Raw genomic sequence first — 15,741 nt, forward strand, 5'->3', positions numbered from 1 at the left:
CGCCGCAGCATCCGCAGTACTCAACCCCGCCGCGATCCCCCGCCAAAACCCCCGCTTCACCGACCTCAACACCAACAGCATCGACACCCCTCACATCAGGGTGTTGCACTGACCCCTTGAGACCGCCGCGGGAATCCGCCTGTGTCAGCCGAATCACCTGATCTGGCCACAGCGTCGGCGTGAGTCAGCCAGACTCACCCGTAGGTGTCGGGCCAGCTCGCGATGTCGATGCCGTGGTTCTCGGGCGAGGCCAGCGACCACCAGGCGGGCGCGTTCTCGTCGTCGACGAGGCGTCCGCCGGCGGCGAGCGCCGCATCGACGCGTGCCTGCGCCTGGTCTGCCGGCACATAGATGTCGAGGTGGGTGCGCCCCCGACCCGGCGCATCGCCCGTGATCGGGTTGAAGGCCAATTGCGGCCCTCGGCGCAGCGGGTCGACACCATCCCCCTCGCCGAGCGGGTCGTAGCCCAGCGCCGCGAGGAAGAACGGTCGCACGTCGGCCTTCGAATGCTGAGCCACGTACACCTGCACCGCCTGCACGCGCGACGGATCCGGGCTCAACCCGAGCTCGGCGGCGGCACTCGACACCGCAGCCGCGAACGCGGTGGCTCCCTCGGCGATCGCCTCCTCCTCGATCGGGATGCGCACGATGACGGCCTCCGGCCGCACATCGATATCGGGCAGGATGCCGGTCTTCGCGGCCGCATCGACGATGGGCGCGACGAGGCTCGCCGCCAGGCCGAGCGAGTCGGCGGTGAACACCGCCTGCGGCCCGGTGCTCGTGATCCGCCAGTCGGCGACCCCGTCGGCGCGATGGAACTGCGCAGGAGAGATCGTTCCCGATGCGTTGGCCCGATCGTGCATGTCGCGTCCCTTCGCCGTCGGAGTCGCGCCCGGCAGCGCCGAGCGCACGCGCGGCCCACGGTACCCGAGGGAGGGCACCGGCGACAGGCGCAGATCAGTCCGCAGCGTTCTCGCCGACGGCGATCCGATCCGGCTCGGACTGCTGCGCGGGCTCCCAGCGCAGCAGGTCGCCGGGCTGGCACTCGAGCGCTTCGCACAGGGCATCGAGCGTCGAGAAGCGCACGGCCTTCGCCCGCCCGTTCTTGAGCACCGCGAGGTTGGCGGGGGTGATGCCCACGCGCTCCGCCAAGACGCCGACGGGCATCTTCCTCCGCGCCAGCATCACGTCGATGTCGATGACGATGGGCATCAGACCACCTCGTCGAGTTCGGCCTGCAGCGCCTTCGCCTCGGCATCGCGGTCGACGGCCTGGCGCAGCAGCATCCGCATCACGCGCACCAGGAGCGCCATCCCACCCAGCACGAGTGCCGCGCCGCAGACGAGCCCGACGGCGCCCGGTGCCACCTCGCCCGGCGCGAGGAGCACCGCGAAGGCGAAGACGATCACGGCCGCCGCGACGATCGCCCAGGTGATCACGTCGACGTAGCGGAACGACGACTCCGAGAACACCGACCCTCGACGCACCCGCGTCAGCAGCTGCCATACGCAGACCGCGAACACCTGCAGGCTGGCCACCCCGAGCACGATGAGAGTGACGAACGCGATGCGCGGTGCCGGCGGAGCGCCGTCGAGATCGGCCCAGATCGTCGGGACGATCAGCGTCTGCACCACCAGCGAACCCGCGAGTGCCAGCGCGATCACGATCCGCAGCGCCAAGATGGTTGCCCTGCCCATGGTGCACTCCCTTGCCTCGTCATCGACTTACGACGTAATTCTATCGTTAATCGATAGATTTGGGCACCCCGGCGGCAGCATCCGCCGGCCGCACCTCTGCGGGGCCGTTCCGGGTCTTGATGAGGCTCGCGACGGTCGCCACGGCGACCGTGACGCCGATGAACGCCAGCGAGAACCAGATCGGGATCTCGGGCGCCCACAGCATCGGCTCACCGCCGTTGATGAACGGCAGCTCGTTGACGTGCATCGCGTGCAGCACGAGCTTGACGCCGATGAACGCGAGGATGACCGCCAAGCCCTGCGCGAGGTAGACGAGGCGCTCGAGCAGGCCGCCGATGAGGAAGTAGAGCTGACGCAGTCCCATGAGGGCGAAGGCGTTCGCCGTGAAGACGATGTAGGCCTCTTCGGTCAGGCCGTAGATGGCGGGGATCGAGTCGACGGCGAAGATGAGGTCGACGAAGCCGATGGCCACGATCACCAGCAGCATCGGGGTGACGAAGCGGCGCCCATCGATGCGCACCGTGAGCCGGTCGCCGTTGTACTCGTCGCTCACGGGCAGGTGGCGCCGAACGAAGCGCATGAACCTGCCGTCGGCGGGGTTCGACTCGCCGTGCGCGAACGCCTGGCGGTAGGCGAGGAACAGCAGCAGCGCGCCGAACAGGTAGAAGATCCACGAGAAGTTCGAGATCAGCGTCGCACCGACCGCGATGAACACGCCGCGTAGCGCGAGCGCGATCACGATTCCGATCATCAGCACCTTCTGCTGATAGATCTTGGGCACCGCGAAGCTCGTCATCACGATGAGGAAGACGAAGAGGTTGTCGATCGACAGCGCCTTCTCGGTGAGGTAGCCGGCGAAGTACTCGCCGCCGTAGGTCCACCCCGACACCATGCCGATGCCCACGCCGAACAGCAGCGCGAGGCCGATGTAGAACGCCGACCAGCGGGCGGACTCGCCGATGGTCGGCGCGTGCGGCTTACGCACGTGCACGAAGAACTCGAACACGAAGAACGCGATCGTGATGGCGATCGTGATGATCCACACGAGGGGTGTGATGTTCAAGGGAGGCTCCCGGAGCTCGGCGTCGACGATGTCAGCGCCAAGGTCTCTTCCATCCCCGATTGGGAACCGGCCGCCCGGTGCGCAACGCTGCACACGTAATGACGAACTGACCGTGTCGGAATACTCCCCCTGGACTCGGCGACTCTAGCGGCAGAAGGTCACGGGTTCCTGTGAATCGGATGCTGCGGCGTGGGTCAGACCCCGACTGCCATGTCGGTGAAACGGGAGAAGTGGCCCTGGAAGGCGACAGTGATGGTGTCGGTGGGGCCGTTGCGGTGCTTGGCGACGATGAGGTCGGCCTCGCCCGCCCGAGGGCTGTCTTTCTCGTAGGCCGCCTCGCGGTGCAGCAGCACCACCATGTCGGCGTCCTGCTCGATCGAGCCTGACTCACGAAGATCCGAGAGGGCCGGCTTCTTGTCGGCACGCTGCTCGGGGCCACGGTTCAGCTGCGACAGCGCGATCACCGGCACCTGCAGTTCCTTCGCGAGGAGCTTGAGGGCACGCGAGAACTCCGAGACCTCCTGCTGGCGCGACTCGACGCGCTTGCCCGAGGTCATCAGCTGCAGGTAGTCGATGACCACCATCTTCAGCCCGAAGCGCTGCTTGAGGCGGCGGCACTTCGCGCGGATCTCGACGAGCGTCATGTTCGGGCTGTCGTCGATGAACAGCGGTGCGTCGTTGATGCGGCCGCGGGTCGCGGCGATCGTCGTCCAGTCCCGAGAGTCGAGCGTTCCCTTGCGCATGTTCTGCAGCGGCACGGCGCCCTCGGCGCTCATCAGGCGCATCGCGATCTCGCTCCGCCCCATCTCGAGCGAGAAGAAGATCGTCGGCATGTTCGCCCCGATCGCCGCCGCGCGGGCGAAGTCGAGCGCGAGCGTCGACTTACCCATGGCGGGCCGGGCCGCGATGATGATCATCTGACCCGGGTGCAGGCCGTTGGTGAGCTGGTCGAGTCCCGCGAAGCCCGTGGGGATGCCGGTCATCGAGCCGTCACGACCTCGGGCGGCCTCGATCTCGTCGACCGCGGCGCCGATCGCGATCTCGAGCGGCACGTAGTCCTCAGCCTGCTCGGTGCCGGTGACCGAATAGATCTCGGCCTGCGCGTTGTTGACGAGGTCGAGCGCCTCGCCCTGGCCCGAGTAGCCCATCTGCACGATGCGCGTGCCGGCCTCGACGAGCCGGCGCAGCAGCGCCCGCTCGTTGACGATCGACGCGTAGTAGCCGGCATTGGCCGCCGTCGGAACGATCGAGGTGAGCGTGTGCAGATAGTCGGCCCCGCCGGCGCGCTGAAGCTCACCCGTCTTGATGAGCTCGTCGGTGACGGCGACCACGTCGGTGGGCTCGCCGTGCGAATAGAGGGTGAGGATCGCCTCGAAGATCAGCTCGTGCTTGGGCACATAGAAGTCGGTGCCCCGCAGCGTCTCGATGACGTCGGCCACGGCGTCTTTCGACAGCAGCATGCCGCCCAGCGCGCTCTGCTCGGCGAGAAGATCGTGCGGCGGCGTGCGCTCGTGCTCGCGGGGGCCGCCGAGGCGCTCCTCGGAGATGTCAGCGATCGACATGCGGCCTCACTTTCGGGTGCGGCCCAGCCGGGGGTTCCGGGCCTCACGCAACGTTAGAGATGGGTTCCGACACCTGCAAACGCGCCTGTGGATAAATCTGTGGAATTCCTGCGGGAAACGCCGGTCACCCTGTGCACAAGCGTTGTGGATAAGTGGTGAATCGCCCGCCGAGAAACGAATTTTCCAACCCTTTACCAGGGCTTTTCTGTTGCACACCTTGTGGATCGACATGTGGGTTCAAGCATCCATCGAAGGTTGCCGTTACCCACAGGCACCTGTGGGTAACGCCTACCACGAAACGACGGATGCCGCAGACCCGAGCTCTCGTGAAAGAGCGGGTCTGCGGCATCCTCAAGCCGCTGTAAGCGATTACTTGGCGGCGACCACCTGGAGCGTGATCACGGCGGTCAGGTCGTCACGCAGGCGAACGGTCGCCTCGTGCTGGCCCACCGACTTGATCGTCGAGGTGATGTGGATCTTGCGCTTGTCGAGGTCTCCGAGACCGGCGGCCTTGACGGCGTCGGCGACATCAGAGGTCTTGACCGAGCCGAACAGACGGCCTTCGGCGCCGGCCTTGACCGACAGCTTGACGGTCGCGGCCTCGAGCGCGTTCTTGAGCGCCACGGCCTCTTCGTGGTCGTGGATCGCGCGGGCGTCGCGGGCGGCGCGGATCGACGCCACCTGCTTCTCGCCACCGCGGGTCCAGGCCACAGCGAAGCCCTGGGGGATGAGGTAGTTGCGGGCGTACCCGTTCTTGACCTCGATGACGTCACCGGCGCTTCCGAGCCCGGCGACCTCGTTCGTGAGAATCAGCTTTGCCATCGGGTGCTCCTTAGCGGCCAGCGCCGGCGTAGGGCAGGAGCGCCATCTCGCGCGCGTTCTTGATCGCGCGAGCGATCAGACGCTGCTCCTGCACCGAGACACCGGTGATACGACGGGCACGGATCTTGCCGCGCTCCGAGATGAACTTGCGAAGCGTGGCGACGTCCTTGTAGTCAATGACGCCGACGCGGATCGCCTTCGCGGGAGCGGCGTTCTTGGCGCCCTTCCGCGGCTTGCGGCGGTCGCCGCTCGACTTTCCAGCCATGGTTTTTCCTTAGTTGTGAATGGATGCCGAGGCATCCGAGTCTGAGATCAGAACGGCGTGTCGTCGCCGTAGCTCGTGCCGGGAGCGCTCCACGCATCGGCGCCGCCGCCCGCGTTCGACGACCCGGGGGTCGCCCACGGCTCGTCGGACACCTGGGCGCGCGGCTGTCCGCCGCCGCCCGAGCCGCCGGCCGCGCGCGTGACCTGAGCGGTCGCGTAGCGCAGCGAGGGGCCGATCTCGTCGACCTCCAGCTCGATCGCGGTGCGGTTGTTGCCCTCGCGGTCCTGGTAGCTGCGCTGCTTCAGACGCCCGGTCGCGATGACGCGGGAGCCCTTCGTCAGCGAGCCGGCCACGTGCTCGGCGAACTCGCGCCACACGCTCGCGCGGAGGAACAGCGCTTCGCCGTCCTTCCACTCGTTCGCCTGACGATCGAAGTTGCGAGGCGTCGACGCGATCGTGAAGTTCGCGACGGGGAGCCCGTTCTGCGTGTACCGCAGTTCGGGATCGGCCGTGAGGTTGCCCACCACGGTGATGATCGTCTCGCCGGCCATGACGCTTACGCCTTCGCAGCCTTCGGAGCGGCAGCCTTGCGGGCGGCCTTCTCCTCGGAGCGCTTGGCCTCGGCGGCCACCAGGGCGATGGCCTCTTCGGCGCGCAGGACCTTGGTGCGCATGACGAGCTCGCTCAGCTTGAGCTGGCGGTCCAGCTCCTGCGTCGCAGCGCTGGTCGCGGTGAAGTTGACGACGGCGTAGATGCCCTCGTTCTTCTTCTGGATCTCGTAGGCGAGACGGCGCTTTCCCCACACGTCGACGTTGTCGATCGAGCCACCATCAGCGGTGATGACCTTCAGGAACTTGTCGAGGTTCGGGGCGACCTGGCGCTCGTCGATCTCAGGGTTCAGGATGACCATGAGTTCGTACTGGTGCGTCACTAACCCACCTCCTTCGGACTAGAACGGCTGTGGGGCATTTCCCCGCAGCAGGAGGGTGTGTTGCACGTCGTCCGGGCTTACGCGCACAGGGGCGCGACCGGACAACCTGAACAGTCTACCCGATCGCCCGATCACACGCAGAATCGCGGATGCTGGGGCCCCGGCATCCGCACCCTTTCTCATCGCGCTCTCATGGCTTCGTCCTCACGGTTTCGTCCTGCGTTCACCTCGATTTCTCCCGCGACCGCTCGACTGGAGCTGCCCGCTCGGGCGTACCCCTCCACCCTCACGCTGTCTCAGGGAGAAGCAATGAAGACCATGAGAGCGCGCGGCCGCAAGGTCGCCCTCCTCGCCGGCGCCGCCGCGGCGGCCACGACCCTCGCGATCTCGGGCACCGCCGTCGCGCTGACCGCAGCATCCGACTGGCACCGTCTCGACGGCGACCAGACCAAGACCGTGCGCGACGCGATCGTGGGCGGCAAGGCCAAGAACGTGATCCTGCTGATCGGCGACGGCATGGGCGACTCCGAGATCACGATCGCCCGCAACTACGCCTACGGCGCCGCGGGCGAACTGCCGGGCATCGACGCCCTGCCGCTGACCGGCTCGTACACGACCTACTCGGTGTACAAAGACGGCGCGAACAAGGGCAAGCCCGACTACGTGCCCGACTCGGCCGCCACCGGCACCGCGTGGGCGACCGGCAGCAAGACCTACGACAACGCGATCTCGGTCGACATCGAGGGCACGGCGCTGCCGACGATCCTCGAGATCGCCAAGGCCAACGGCCTGCGCACCGGCAACGTCTCGACCGCCGAGATCCAGGACGCGACGCCCGCCGTGCAGGTCGCCCACGTCGATGCGCGCTCGTGCTACGGGCCCGACTCCACCACGTGCGCCGGCGACGCCCTCGCCGCCGGCGGACTCGGCTCGATCTCGGAGCAGCTGCTGAACACGCGCCCCGACGTCGTGCTCGGCGGCGGACTCGCCTCGTTCCAGCAGACGGCCAAGGCCGGCGCCTGGAGCGGCGAGACGCTGCTCGACCAGGCGGACGACCGCGGGTATCAGGTCGTCACCGATGCCGCAGGCCTCGACGGAGTGACGAAGGCGAACCAGTCGCAGCCGGTGCTGGGCCTGTTCACGCAGGGCAACTTCCCGACCCGCTACGCCGCGACCACCGCGACCGTCGGCGGGGCGAACACCCCCGTCTCGTGCACAGAGAACCCCGACCGCCTCGACGAGTCGCTCTCGCTCGCCTCGCTCACCGACAAGGCGATCTCGCTGCTGAACAAGGGCTCCAAGAGCGGCAAGGGCTTCTTCCTGCAGGTCGAGGGCGCCTCGATCGACAAGCGCGACCACGCCGCCGACGCGTGCGGCCAGATCGGCGAGACGCTCGACCTCGACGAGGCCGTGCAGGTCGCCCTGGAGTTCGCGAAGAAGGACAAGAACACCCTCGTGCTCGTCACGGCCGACCACGCCCACTCGAGCCAGATCGTCGACTCCACCCCGCCGACGTCGCTGTCGACGGCCGTCAACACCCTCGAGGGCGGCGTCATGAAGATCTCGTACGGCACGGCGGCCGCGGGCGGCTCGCAGCAGCACACCGGCTCGCAGCTGCGCATCGCCGGCTACGGGCCGGGCGCCGCGAACGTCGTCGGACTCACCGACCAGACCGACACGTTCGGCACGATCACCCGCACGCTGGGGTTGAAGCTCGACACCGCGTCGCTCAGCAGGGGCGCCTCGGTCTCGTCGGCCTACGCCAAGCCCGCGAAGCCGGTCACGGTGAAGGCGACGGGCTTCAACGGCGACCGCCAGGCCGTCGTGACCTTCGGCTCCGAGTCGCAGACGGTCGACGTGATCTCCGGATCGGTCGCGGCAACCTTCACCGCCCCCGACACCGCTAGGCAGACGACTGTCAAGGTGACGGTGACGGGCGTGCAGAGCCAGGTCTCGAAGAAGGCCACGGTGACGGTGCGCCGCTGACCCATCCGCCGACGGATCCATCCCTGTCTGTGGGGGATGGATCCGTCGGCGACGCGGATGCTGCGCGCTCAGCGCTTCGGCTTCAGGCCGAAGTACTCCAGCTCGGCGTCGTTGAGCATCCGCGAACGGATGATGAACCGGTTGCCGGTCGGACCCTCCACCGAGAACCCGGCTCCGCGCCCCGGCACGACATCGATCGTGATGTGGGTGTACTTCCAGTACTCGAACTGCGCCTCCGAGATGAACACCTCGATCGCATCGAGACCGCTCACCTCGAGCTCCCCGAGCTTGACGTCGCTCGGACCCGTGATGAACATGCCGACGGGGTAGCACATCGGGGCGCTGCCGTCGCAGCATCCGCCCGACTGATGGAACATCAGCGGGCCGTGCGTGACGGTGAGCTGCCGCAGCAGGTCGGCCGCCGCGTCCGTCACGGCCACGCGCTGGTAGGTGCCGATGCTGACCATCGAGTTCTCCTTCCTGCAGTTTCGTCTCGTCGCTGCGCTCCTCGCTCAACGCCCGGGGGCTGGGTCCTCCCGGGCGTTGAGCGAGCGGGGGTGGGGGACCCGCCGGGCGTCGAGCGAGCGTCAGCACTCCCGGGCGTTGAGCGAGCGGAGCGAGACGAAACGCCTCGTGCCGGTCAGAAGAAGCCCATCGCGCCTTCGGCGTACGACACCAGCAGGTTCTTGGTCTGCTGGTAGTGGTCGAGCATCTTGAGGTGGTTCTCGCGACCGATGCCCGACTGCTTGTATCCGCCGAACGCCGCGTGTGCGGGGTACTGGTGGTACGTGTTCGTCCAGACGCGACCGGCCTCGATCGCGCGGCCCGCCTTGTAGGCGGTGTCGCCCGAACGGCTCCACACGCCGGCGCCGAGGCCGTAGAGGGTGTCGTTGGCGATGCCGATCGCGTCGGAGAAGTCGTCGAACGAGGTCACCGAGACGACCGGTCCGAAGATCTCCTCCTGGAAGATGCGCATGTCGTTGGTGCCCTCGAACACCGTCGGAGCGACGTAGTAGCCCCCGGACAGGTCGCCGCCGAGGTCGACCCGCTCACCGCCGGCGAGCAGCTTCGCGCCGCCCTGCTTGCCGATGTCGATGTAGCTGAGGATCTTCTCGAGCTGATCGTTCGAGGCCTGCGCGCCGATCATCGTCGCCGGGTCGAGCGGGTTGCCCTGCACGATCTTCGAGACCCGGTCGAGGCCGTCGCCGAGGAACTGGTCGTAGATCGAGCGCTGGATGAGCGCCCGCGACGGGCACGTGCACACCTCGCCCTGGTTGAGGGCGAAGAACGTGAAGCCCTCGAGGGCCTTGTCGTAGTAGTCGTCCTTGCTGCGGGCGACGTCTTCGAAGAACACGTTGGCGCTCTTGCCGCCGAGCTCGAGGGTCACCGGGATCAGGTTCTGCGACGCGTACTGCATGATCAGGCGCCCGGTGGTGGTCTCACCCGTGAACGCGACCTTGCGGATGCGCTTGTGCTGCGCGAGCGGAGCCCCCGCCTCGATGCCGAAGCCGTTCACGATGTTCACGACACCGGCAGGCAGCAGGTCGCCGATGATCTCGAACAGGAACAGGATGCTCGCCGGCGTCTGCTCTGCGGGCTTGAGCACGACGCAGTTGCCGGCGGCGAGTGCGGGAGCGAGCTTCCACGTGGCCATGAGGATCGGGAAGTTCCACGGGATGATCTGGCCGACGACTCCCAGCGGCTCGTGGAAGTGGTAGGCCACCGTGTTCTCGTCGATCTGGCTGAGCGAGCCCTCCTGGGCACGCAGGACACCTGCGAAATAGCGGAAGTGGTCGACCGCCAGCGGGATGTCGGCGGCGAGCGTCTCGCGCACGGGCTTGCCGTTCTCCCACGTCTCGGCGACGGCGATCTTCTCGAGGTTCGCCTCGATGCGATCGGCGATCTTGTTGAGGATCACGGAGCGCTCGGCGGGGGTCGTCCTGCCCCACGACTCGAACGCCTTCCACGCCACGTCGACGGCGCGGTCGATGTCTTCGACGGTGCCGCGGCCGACCTCGCAGAACGGCTTGCCGGTGACGGGGGTGATGTTCTCGAAGTACTCGCCCTTGACGGGCTCGACGAACTCGCCGCCGATGTAGTGGCCGTAGCGCGAGCGGTATTCCGCGACGGCGCCGCGCTCACCCGGTGCGGCGTAGACGCTCGAGACGCCCTCTTCGACGATGGTCATGCTGTCTCCTTCGACTGTCCATGAGTCGCAGCATCCGCGCTGCGTTTCGTCGAAGGTAGGCCGCGCAACGTTGCAACGCGTTGCGGCTGCCGTGGCGTCAGCGGCGGAGGGCGCCGTCGACCGCGGCCGTCAGCGAGCGGAACCTCTCGTTCGCCGCGAGATCGTCCACGAGGATCGCCTCGCCGTCGGGGCCGGCGAGCGGCACCTGCCAGTTGGGGTACTCCTTGTCGGTGCCCGGCTGGTTCTGCACGCGGCGCTCGCCCACCGCATCGACCAGCGACACCCCGAGCAGCCACGACGGCGACGAGGCGAGGTGAACGTGCAGCGCCTCGACGATCTGCTGCTCGGTCGGACTCTCGCCCAGAAGGCCCCGCTCGCGGAGCATCCCGATCACGGCGTCGCGCTCGCGCTCGGCGTCGGCCCGCTCGTCGGCGGCGGGGCGGGTGAGCAGCCCCAGCTCCTCGCGAAGCGCGACGTGGTCGCCCGCCAGGTACCCCGCGGTGGGCGGCAGGTCGTGGGTGTTGACGGTGGCCAGCAGCGCCTGCCGGTAGTGCTCGGGCGGGGTGAGGCCGCCGCCCTCGAACCACAGCACGGAGGTGCCGAGGATGCCGCGGGCCGACAGGTAGTCGCGCACCCACGGTTCGACGAGCCCCAGGTCCTCCCCGATCACGACGGCGCCGGCGCGGTGGGCCTCCAGGGCCAGCACCCCGATCATGGCGTCGTGGTCGTACCGGACGTAGGTGCCGGCGCCGGGGCCGAGCCCGGAGGGGATCCACCACAGCCGGAAGAACCCGATGATGTGGTCGATGCGCAGTGCCCCCGCGTGCCGCAGGAGCGTGCGGATCATGTCGCGCAGCGGTGCGTAGCCGGCGCGGGCGAGGGCGGCCGGCAGCCACGGGGGCTGATTCCAGTTCTGCCCCTGCTGGTTGTACATGTCGGGTGGGGCGCCCACCGTGATGCCCGGGGCGTACATGTCGCGCAGCGACCAGGCGTCCGATCCCTCGGTGTGCACGCCCACGGCGAGGTCGTGCATGACGCCGATCGTCATGCCCGACTGCCGCGCGGCCGCCTGAGCGGCGCCCAGCTGCTGGTCGACGATCCACTGCAGCCAGAGGTGGAAGTAGACCACTCCTGCCAGGTCGTCGCGCAGCTGCGCCACCAGCGGCGAGCCGATGTCCCATGCTTCGCTCGGGCGCTCGGCGCCGGCGGGCAGCGTCTGCGCGTAGTGCTCCTCGATGGCGCACCACAGCGCGAAGTCGCGCAGCGGCCTGCCTTCGCCGGCGACGAACGCGTCGAGCTGGCTCTGCCTGCTCGCAGAGCGCGGGGCCGCATGCACGAGCTCGAGTCCCCTCCGCTTGGCGGCCCACGCCTCGTCGCGGTCGATGCGGTTCGCATCGGTGTTCTCGGCGGCGATGAGCCGGTGCGCCTCGGCGAGCTCCGCCCGCTGGCCGGGGGAGAGGTAGGCGACCTCGCGGATGTCCTCGGGGCGCACATAGAGAGAGGCGAGGAAGCGCCTGGTCGACGGCCGATAGGGCGAGGCCTCGATCGGCGAGGTGACCTCGGCGGCGTGCACGGGGTTGATCAGCAGAAAGTCGGCGCCGCGGTCGCCCGCGATCGCGGCGAGGTCGGCCAGGTCGGCGAAGTCGCCGATGCCCCACGATCCCCGAGAGCGCACCGAATACAGCTGCGCCATGAGCCCCCAGCCGCGGCCCCGGTTGCCGGGCCTGGTCGGCGGGGCGGCCAGCCGGTGCGGGGTCACCACGAGCGCGCCGGTGCCGATCGCGTCGTCGGATGCTGCGCCGTGCGCCCGCCGCCATCCCCGCACCGTGTGCCAGCCCAGCGGCAGATCCCCCGGCAGCGGCACCCGCACGCGCCACACGATCACGCCGTCGACGATCCGCGCCTCGGGCGTCTGCGCCGGGATCGTCAGCGGCCACCGGTCGCCGCTCTCGAGGTCGACCGCGAGGTTCACGTCGTGGCCGTCGAGCACGTGCACGAGCAGCTCGCCCTCGCCCTGCTTCACGACCAGCGAAGCCGGCACGAGATCACGCCAGAGGGCGAGCTCCGCCTCGTCGAGGCTGTCGCGCACCTGACGGTCGGTCTCGGCATCCACGCCCATCGCCGTGAGCACAGCCCGCAGCGTCGGGGCGGGCACATGCACCTGTTCGCCGAAGAACGACCAGTACTCGGTCGCGACGCCGTGCCGGTCGGCGAGCGCCACGAGGTCTGCGGTGGGCTGTTCGAGCTCTGCCATGGATGCACCCCTCATCGTCCACGGCCATTCTGCCGGGTCGGGCCGGGCAGCGGGGGGTCGCCGGGCCAGGGGTATTGCTCAGCCCTCGAGGCGCTCGATGCGGGCGACCAGGCCCGCGCGCTTGGGCGAGCGCGCCGGCAGCAGGCTCAGGCACAGCCGCAGCACGTCGAGATCGTGCTCGCCGTCGTCGGTGTCGGCATAGGCCAGCAGCACGTCGACGCTCGCCTCGCTCATGAGCGCCTCGCGCAGCGCCGAGCGCACCGATTCGCGCAGTTGCTCGACACCCGGGGCGACCGAGTCGGGGAGCACCGGCCCTCGGTAGGCGGCCAGCGCCACGCGGTGCGCGCCGCGATCGAGCAGCGACACGAGGTGACCGGCATCCGTCTCGAGCGGGCCGGTCAGCCGATACGGGCGCGATGCCGGCACGAGCTGCGGCGCGACCCGCTCGAGCACCTTTCGCAGCCGCACGAGCTCGGGGCGCAGCGTGTCGGCGGTGTCGGGGTCGCCGTAGACGAGCTCGCCGAGGCGCTCCGCCGACAGCCCCTGCCGGTGGGTGGCGAGCATGAGCAGGATCTCGGCGTGCCGGGCGCTGAGCTCGCTCACGCTCTCGCCGCCGACGCCTGCCACCTCGAGCAGCGCCTTGTCGCGGCCGAGCACCCGCAGGGTCGCGCGGTCGGTGTCGGCCCGGCGCACGCCGCGGCCGGGGCGCGGGGGTGCGCTCGAGGCCCGATCGCGCAGTCGCGACACCAGCAGCTCGCCCTCGATCGCCCGCGCGGTGGCATCCACGAGCAGTTGCGCCTGGGGGGTCACCGCCTCGTCGCGTCCGGTGACGTCGATCATGCCGAGCAGGCGCCGGGTCTCCGGATCGTGCACGGGCGCCGCGGTGCACGACCACGGGGCCACGAACCGGTTGAAGTGCTCGGCGCCGCGGATCTGCACCGAGCGGTCGAGGGCCAGTGCCGTCCCGGGGGCGGCGGTGCCCACGGCATCCTCCGCCCAGTTCGCACCCGCGACGAACCCCATGTCGCCGGTGAGGGTGCGCACGTGCCGGTCGCCCTCGACCCACAGCAGCCGCCCCGCGGCGTCTCCCACCGCGACGACGACACCCGACTCGTCGGCGGTGCCCGGCAGCAGCAGAGCGCGCACCATGTCCATGACCCCGGCCAGCGGATGCGTCTGCCGATAGGCCTCCAACTCGTCGGCGGCGAGGTCGAGGCGGGGGAGGTCCTCTGCCCCCACGAGACTCGCGAGCGAGCGACGCCACGAGTCCTGCACGAGCGGACGCACGTCGTCGACGCGGCGGTCGGCCCGGTTCCCGGTGACGAACTCCTCGTGCGCGCGCTCGATGAGCAGGCGCGAGGTGTGCGGCGACACTTCGCGTGGCATCCACGGCGATGTCATGCGGGTTTCCGTTCGGCGGCGGGGAACGTGCGACCAGTGTAGGCAGACGAGTGCCGCCGATCACAGGGCCGAGTTGGTATTCTGGCGGCGTCTTCGGACCGCTCCCGGCGCCAGGCCGACCGGGAAGCGCACTTCTTTCCTGTATGAGTCGACGCCAGGCCGGTCGGACGGATCATGCGGGAGGAAGCATGAGCATCACCCTGGACCGCGCTCGCATCGCCGAGCTCACCGAGCGCGAGGCGGCTCGCCTCAACGAGCGCACCACCGCGTCGCGCGACATGTACGAGCGCGCACGCGTGCACCTGTCGGGCGGCGTCGCGTCGTCGTACCAGCTGCGCGACCCCTGGCCGATCTACATCGCCCGCGGCGACGGACCGAAGGTGTGGGACGTCGACGGCAACGAGATGTGGGACTTCCACAACGGCTTCGGCTCGATGGTGCAGGGCCACGCGCACCCCGCGATCGGCGCGGCCCTCGCGGCCCGCTACCCGCAGGGCACGCACTTCGGCTGCCCCACCGAAGACGACGTCGTCGTCGCCGACGAGCTGGCCCGCCGGTTCGGCCTGCCCAAGTGGCGCTACACGAACTCGGGCTCGGAAGCGACGATGGACGCCATCCGCATCGCCCGCGCCTTCACCGGCCGCGACACGGTCATGAAGATCTTCGGCTCGTACCACGGCCACCACGACACCGTCATGGTCTCGATCGGCGTCGAATACGACAAGATCGGCGACCGCGAGAACCTCGCCTCGCTGCCGTACGGCGCCGGCATCCCCCAGTCGGTCGTCGACATGACCGTCGCGGTGCCCTTCAACGACGCCGGCGCCATGGAGCGGCGCATCGAGCGGCTCGAGGCGGAGGGCCGCAAGCCCGCCTGCGTCATCATGGAGGCCGCCATGATGAACCTCGGCGTCGTGCTGCCCGAGCCCGGCTACCTCGAGGCGGTGCGCGAGATCACCCGCCGCCACGGCATCGTGCTGATCTTCGACGAGGTCAAGACGGGCCTGGCGATCGCCCCCGGCGGCGCGACCGAGAAGTTCGGCGTGCAGCCCGACATGGTCACCCTCGCCAAGGTGCTCGGCGGAGGCCTGCCCTCGGGCGCCATCGGCGGCACCGAAGAGGTCATGTCGGTCGTCGAAGACCACTCGGTCTACCAGGTGGGCACCTACAACGGCAACCCGCTCACGATGGCCGCCGCCCGCGCGTCGCTCGAAGAGGTGCTCACCCCCGAGGCCTACGCGCACCTGGCGCACCTGAACGACCGCATCGTCGACGGCTGCCAGGCGATCGTCGACAAGTACGACCTGCCCGGCTACGCCGTGGGCATCGGCTCGAAGGGCTGCGTCACGTTCTCGACCGCAAAGGTCGTCGACTACGAGACGTTCAAAGAGAACCAGGATGCCGAGCTCGCCGACCTGGCGTGGCTGTTCAACCTCAACCGCGGCATCTTCATGACGCCCGGCCGCGAAGAGGAGTGGACCCTGTCGGTCACCCACACCGACGAGGCCATCGACGCCTACATCGCCGTGTTCGAGGAGCTGGCCGCCGACCTCACGCGCTGACAGCATCCGC

At 69.1% G+C, this 15,741-nt stretch carries 15 protein-coding genes; 2 read left to right on the top strand and 13 right to left on the bottom strand.

Going from position 1 to position 15,741, the window contains the following annotated elements:
• Window positions 1-194: 194 nt before the first annotated feature.
• The 9 genes from OAW74_RS13835 to rpsF form a co-directional block, all read right to left on the bottom strand.
• Window positions 195-863 (bottom strand): VOC family protein, encoded by a 669-nt coding sequence (locus tag OAW74_RS13835; RefSeq protein ID WP_262874975.1) that lies wholly within the window; start codon window positions 861-863, stop codon window positions 195-197.
• A gap of 94 nt (window positions 864-957) precedes the next feature.
• Window positions 958-1,212, bottom strand: coding sequence for a helix-turn-helix domain-containing protein (locus OAW74_RS13840; RefSeq protein ID WP_262874976.1), 255 nt, complete (start codon window positions 1,210-1,212; stop codon window positions 958-960).
• Window positions 1,212-1,697, bottom strand: a complete 486-nt coding sequence (locus OAW74_RS13845; protein WP_262874977.1) for a DUF2975 domain-containing protein — start codon at window positions 1,695-1,697, stop codon at window positions 1,212-1,214. Before OAW74_RS13845 ends, OAW74_RS13840 begins: the two co-directional genes overlap by 1 nt.
• A 46-nt stretch (window positions 1,698-1,743) precedes the next feature.
• Window positions 1,744-2,760 carry a TerC/Alx family metal homeostasis membrane protein gene (locus tag OAW74_RS13850; protein ID WP_262874978.1) on the bottom strand — a complete coding sequence of 339 codons (1,017 nt, stop codon included), beginning with the start codon at window positions 2,758-2,760 and terminating at the stop codon, window positions 1,744-1,746.
• A 194-nt stretch (window positions 2,761-2,954) separates the two neighbouring features.
• Window positions 2,955-4,322, bottom strand: coding sequence for a replicative DNA helicase (gene dnaB / locus OAW74_RS13855; RefSeq protein WP_262874979.1), 1,368 nt, complete (start codon window positions 4,320-4,322; stop codon window positions 2,955-2,957).
• Between the two features lie 369 nt (window positions 4,323-4,691).
• Window positions 4,692-5,144: a 50S ribosomal protein L9 gene (rplI, locus tag OAW74_RS13860; RefSeq protein WP_262874980.1), complete on the bottom strand. Its 453-nt coding sequence runs from the start codon at window positions 5,142-5,144 to the stop codon at window positions 4,692-4,694.
• A gap of 10 nt (window positions 5,145-5,154) precedes the next feature.
• Window positions 5,155-5,409, bottom strand: coding sequence for a 30S ribosomal protein S18 (gene rpsR, locus OAW74_RS13865; RefSeq protein ID WP_137418536.1), 255 nt, complete (start codon window positions 5,407-5,409; stop codon window positions 5,155-5,157).
• Between the two features lie 47 nt (window positions 5,410-5,456).
• The gene (locus OAW74_RS13870; protein ID WP_262874981.1) at window positions 5,457-5,960 is read right to left on the bottom strand and encodes a single-stranded DNA-binding protein; all 504 of its coding nucleotides are present in this window, start codon (window positions 5,958-5,960) and stop codon (window positions 5,457-5,459) included.
• 5 nt (window positions 5,961-5,965) lie between these two features.
• Window positions 5,966-6,340 (bottom strand): 30S ribosomal protein S6, encoded by a 375-nt coding sequence (gene rpsF, locus OAW74_RS13875; protein ID WP_262874982.1) that lies wholly within the window; start codon window positions 6,338-6,340, stop codon window positions 5,966-5,968.
• A 309-nt stretch (window positions 6,341-6,649) separates the two neighbouring features.
• On the opposite strand from rpsF, the gene phoA reads away from it, so the two are divergent.
• The gene (phoA, locus tag OAW74_RS13880; protein WP_262874983.1) at window positions 6,650-8,326 is read left to right on the top strand and encodes an alkaline phosphatase; all 1,677 of its coding nucleotides are present in this window, start codon (window positions 6,650-6,652) and stop codon (window positions 8,324-8,326) included.
• Between the two features lie 68 nt (window positions 8,327-8,394).
• On the opposite strand, the gene OAW74_RS13885 is transcribed toward phoA, so the two are convergent.
• From OAW74_RS13885 to OAW74_RS13900, 4 genes are all read right to left on the bottom strand, one after another.
• Window positions 8,395-8,793 (bottom strand): DUF779 domain-containing protein, encoded by a 399-nt coding sequence (locus OAW74_RS13885; RefSeq protein WP_262874984.1) that lies wholly within the window; start codon window positions 8,791-8,793, stop codon window positions 8,395-8,397.
• Between the two features lie 173 nt (window positions 8,794-8,966).
• Window positions 8,967-10,514: an acetaldehyde dehydrogenase ExaC gene (gene exaC / locus OAW74_RS13890; protein ID WP_262874985.1), complete on the bottom strand. Its 1,548-nt coding sequence runs from the start codon at window positions 10,512-10,514 to the stop codon at window positions 8,967-8,969.
• Between the two features lie 97 nt (window positions 10,515-10,611).
• On the bottom strand, window positions 10,612-12,768 hold the full coding sequence (gene malQ, locus OAW74_RS13895) for a 4-alpha-glucanotransferase (RefSeq protein ID WP_262874986.1): 2,157 nt from the start codon (window positions 12,766-12,768) through the stop codon (window positions 10,612-10,614).
• A 78-nt stretch (window positions 12,769-12,846) separates the two neighbouring features.
• The gene (locus OAW74_RS13900; protein WP_262874987.1) at window positions 12,847-14,169 is read right to left on the bottom strand and encodes a GAF domain-containing protein; all 1,323 of its coding nucleotides are present in this window, start codon (window positions 14,167-14,169) and stop codon (window positions 12,847-12,849) included.
• Between the two features lie 188 nt (window positions 14,170-14,357).
• Here OAW74_RS13900 and OAW74_RS13905 point away from each other — a divergent pair, with 188 nt between their 5' ends.
• Window positions 14,358-15,731 carry an aspartate aminotransferase family protein gene (locus OAW74_RS13905; protein WP_262874988.1) on the top strand — a complete coding sequence of 458 codons (1,374 nt, stop codon included), beginning with the start codon at window positions 14,358-14,360 and terminating at the stop codon, window positions 15,729-15,731.
• Window positions 15,732-15,741 lie beyond the last annotated feature (10 nt).

The sequence above is a fragment of the Microbacterium fluvii genome, from assembly GCF_025515205.1.
Lineage (GTDB): Bacteria > Actinomycetota > Actinomycetes > Actinomycetales > Microbacteriaceae > Microbacterium > Microbacterium fluvii.

Excerpts from the sequence above, each read along its gene's own strand:
- dnaB (WP_262874979.1), bottom strand. The coding sequence starts at position 4,322 with ATGTCGATCGCTGACATCTCCGAGGAGCGCCTCGGCGGCCCCCGCGAG.
- phoA (WP_262874983.1), top strand. The coding sequence starts at position 6,650 with ATGAAGACCATGAGAGCGCGCGGCCGCAAGGTCGCCCTCCTCGCCGGC.
- OAW74_RS13885 (WP_262874984.1), bottom strand. The coding sequence starts at position 8,793 with ATGGTCAGCATCGGCACCTACCAGCGCGTGGCCGTGACGGACGCGGCG.
- OAW74_RS13870 (WP_262874981.1), bottom strand. The coding sequence starts at position 5,960 with ATGGCCGGCGAGACGATCATCACCGTGGTGGGCAACCTCACGGCCGAT.
- exaC (WP_262874985.1), bottom strand. The coding sequence starts at position 10,514 with ATGACCATCGTCGAAGAGGGCGTCTCGAGCGTCTACGCCGCACCGGGT.
- malQ (WP_262874986.1), bottom strand. The coding sequence starts at position 12,768 with ATGGCAGAGCTCGAACAGCCCACCGCAGACCTCGTGGCGCTCGCCGAC.
- OAW74_RS13900 (WP_262874987.1), bottom strand. The coding sequence starts at position 14,169 with ATGACATCGCCGTGGATGCCACGCGAAGTGTCGCCGCACACCTCGCGC.
- OAW74_RS13845 (WP_262874977.1), bottom strand. The coding sequence starts at position 1,697 with ATGGGCAGGGCAACCATCTTGGCGCTGCGGATCGTGATCGCGCTGGCA.
- OAW74_RS13840 (WP_262874976.1), bottom strand. The coding sequence starts at position 1,212 with ATGCCCATCGTCATCGACATCGACGTGATGCTGGCGCGGAGGAAGATG.
- rplI (WP_262874980.1), bottom strand. The coding sequence starts at position 5,144 with ATGGCAAAGCTGATTCTCACGAACGAGGTCGCCGGGCTCGGAAGCGCC.
- OAW74_RS13835 (WP_262874975.1), bottom strand. The coding sequence starts at position 863 with ATGCACGATCGGGCCAACGCATCGGGAACGATCTCTCCTGCGCAGTTC.
- rpsR (WP_137418536.1), bottom strand. The coding sequence starts at position 5,409 with ATGGCTGGAAAGTCGAGCGGCGACCGCCGCAAGCCGCGGAAGGGCGCC.
- OAW74_RS13905 (WP_262874988.1), top strand. The coding sequence starts at position 14,358 with ATGAGCATCACCCTGGACCGCGCTCGCATCGCCGAGCTCACCGAGCGC.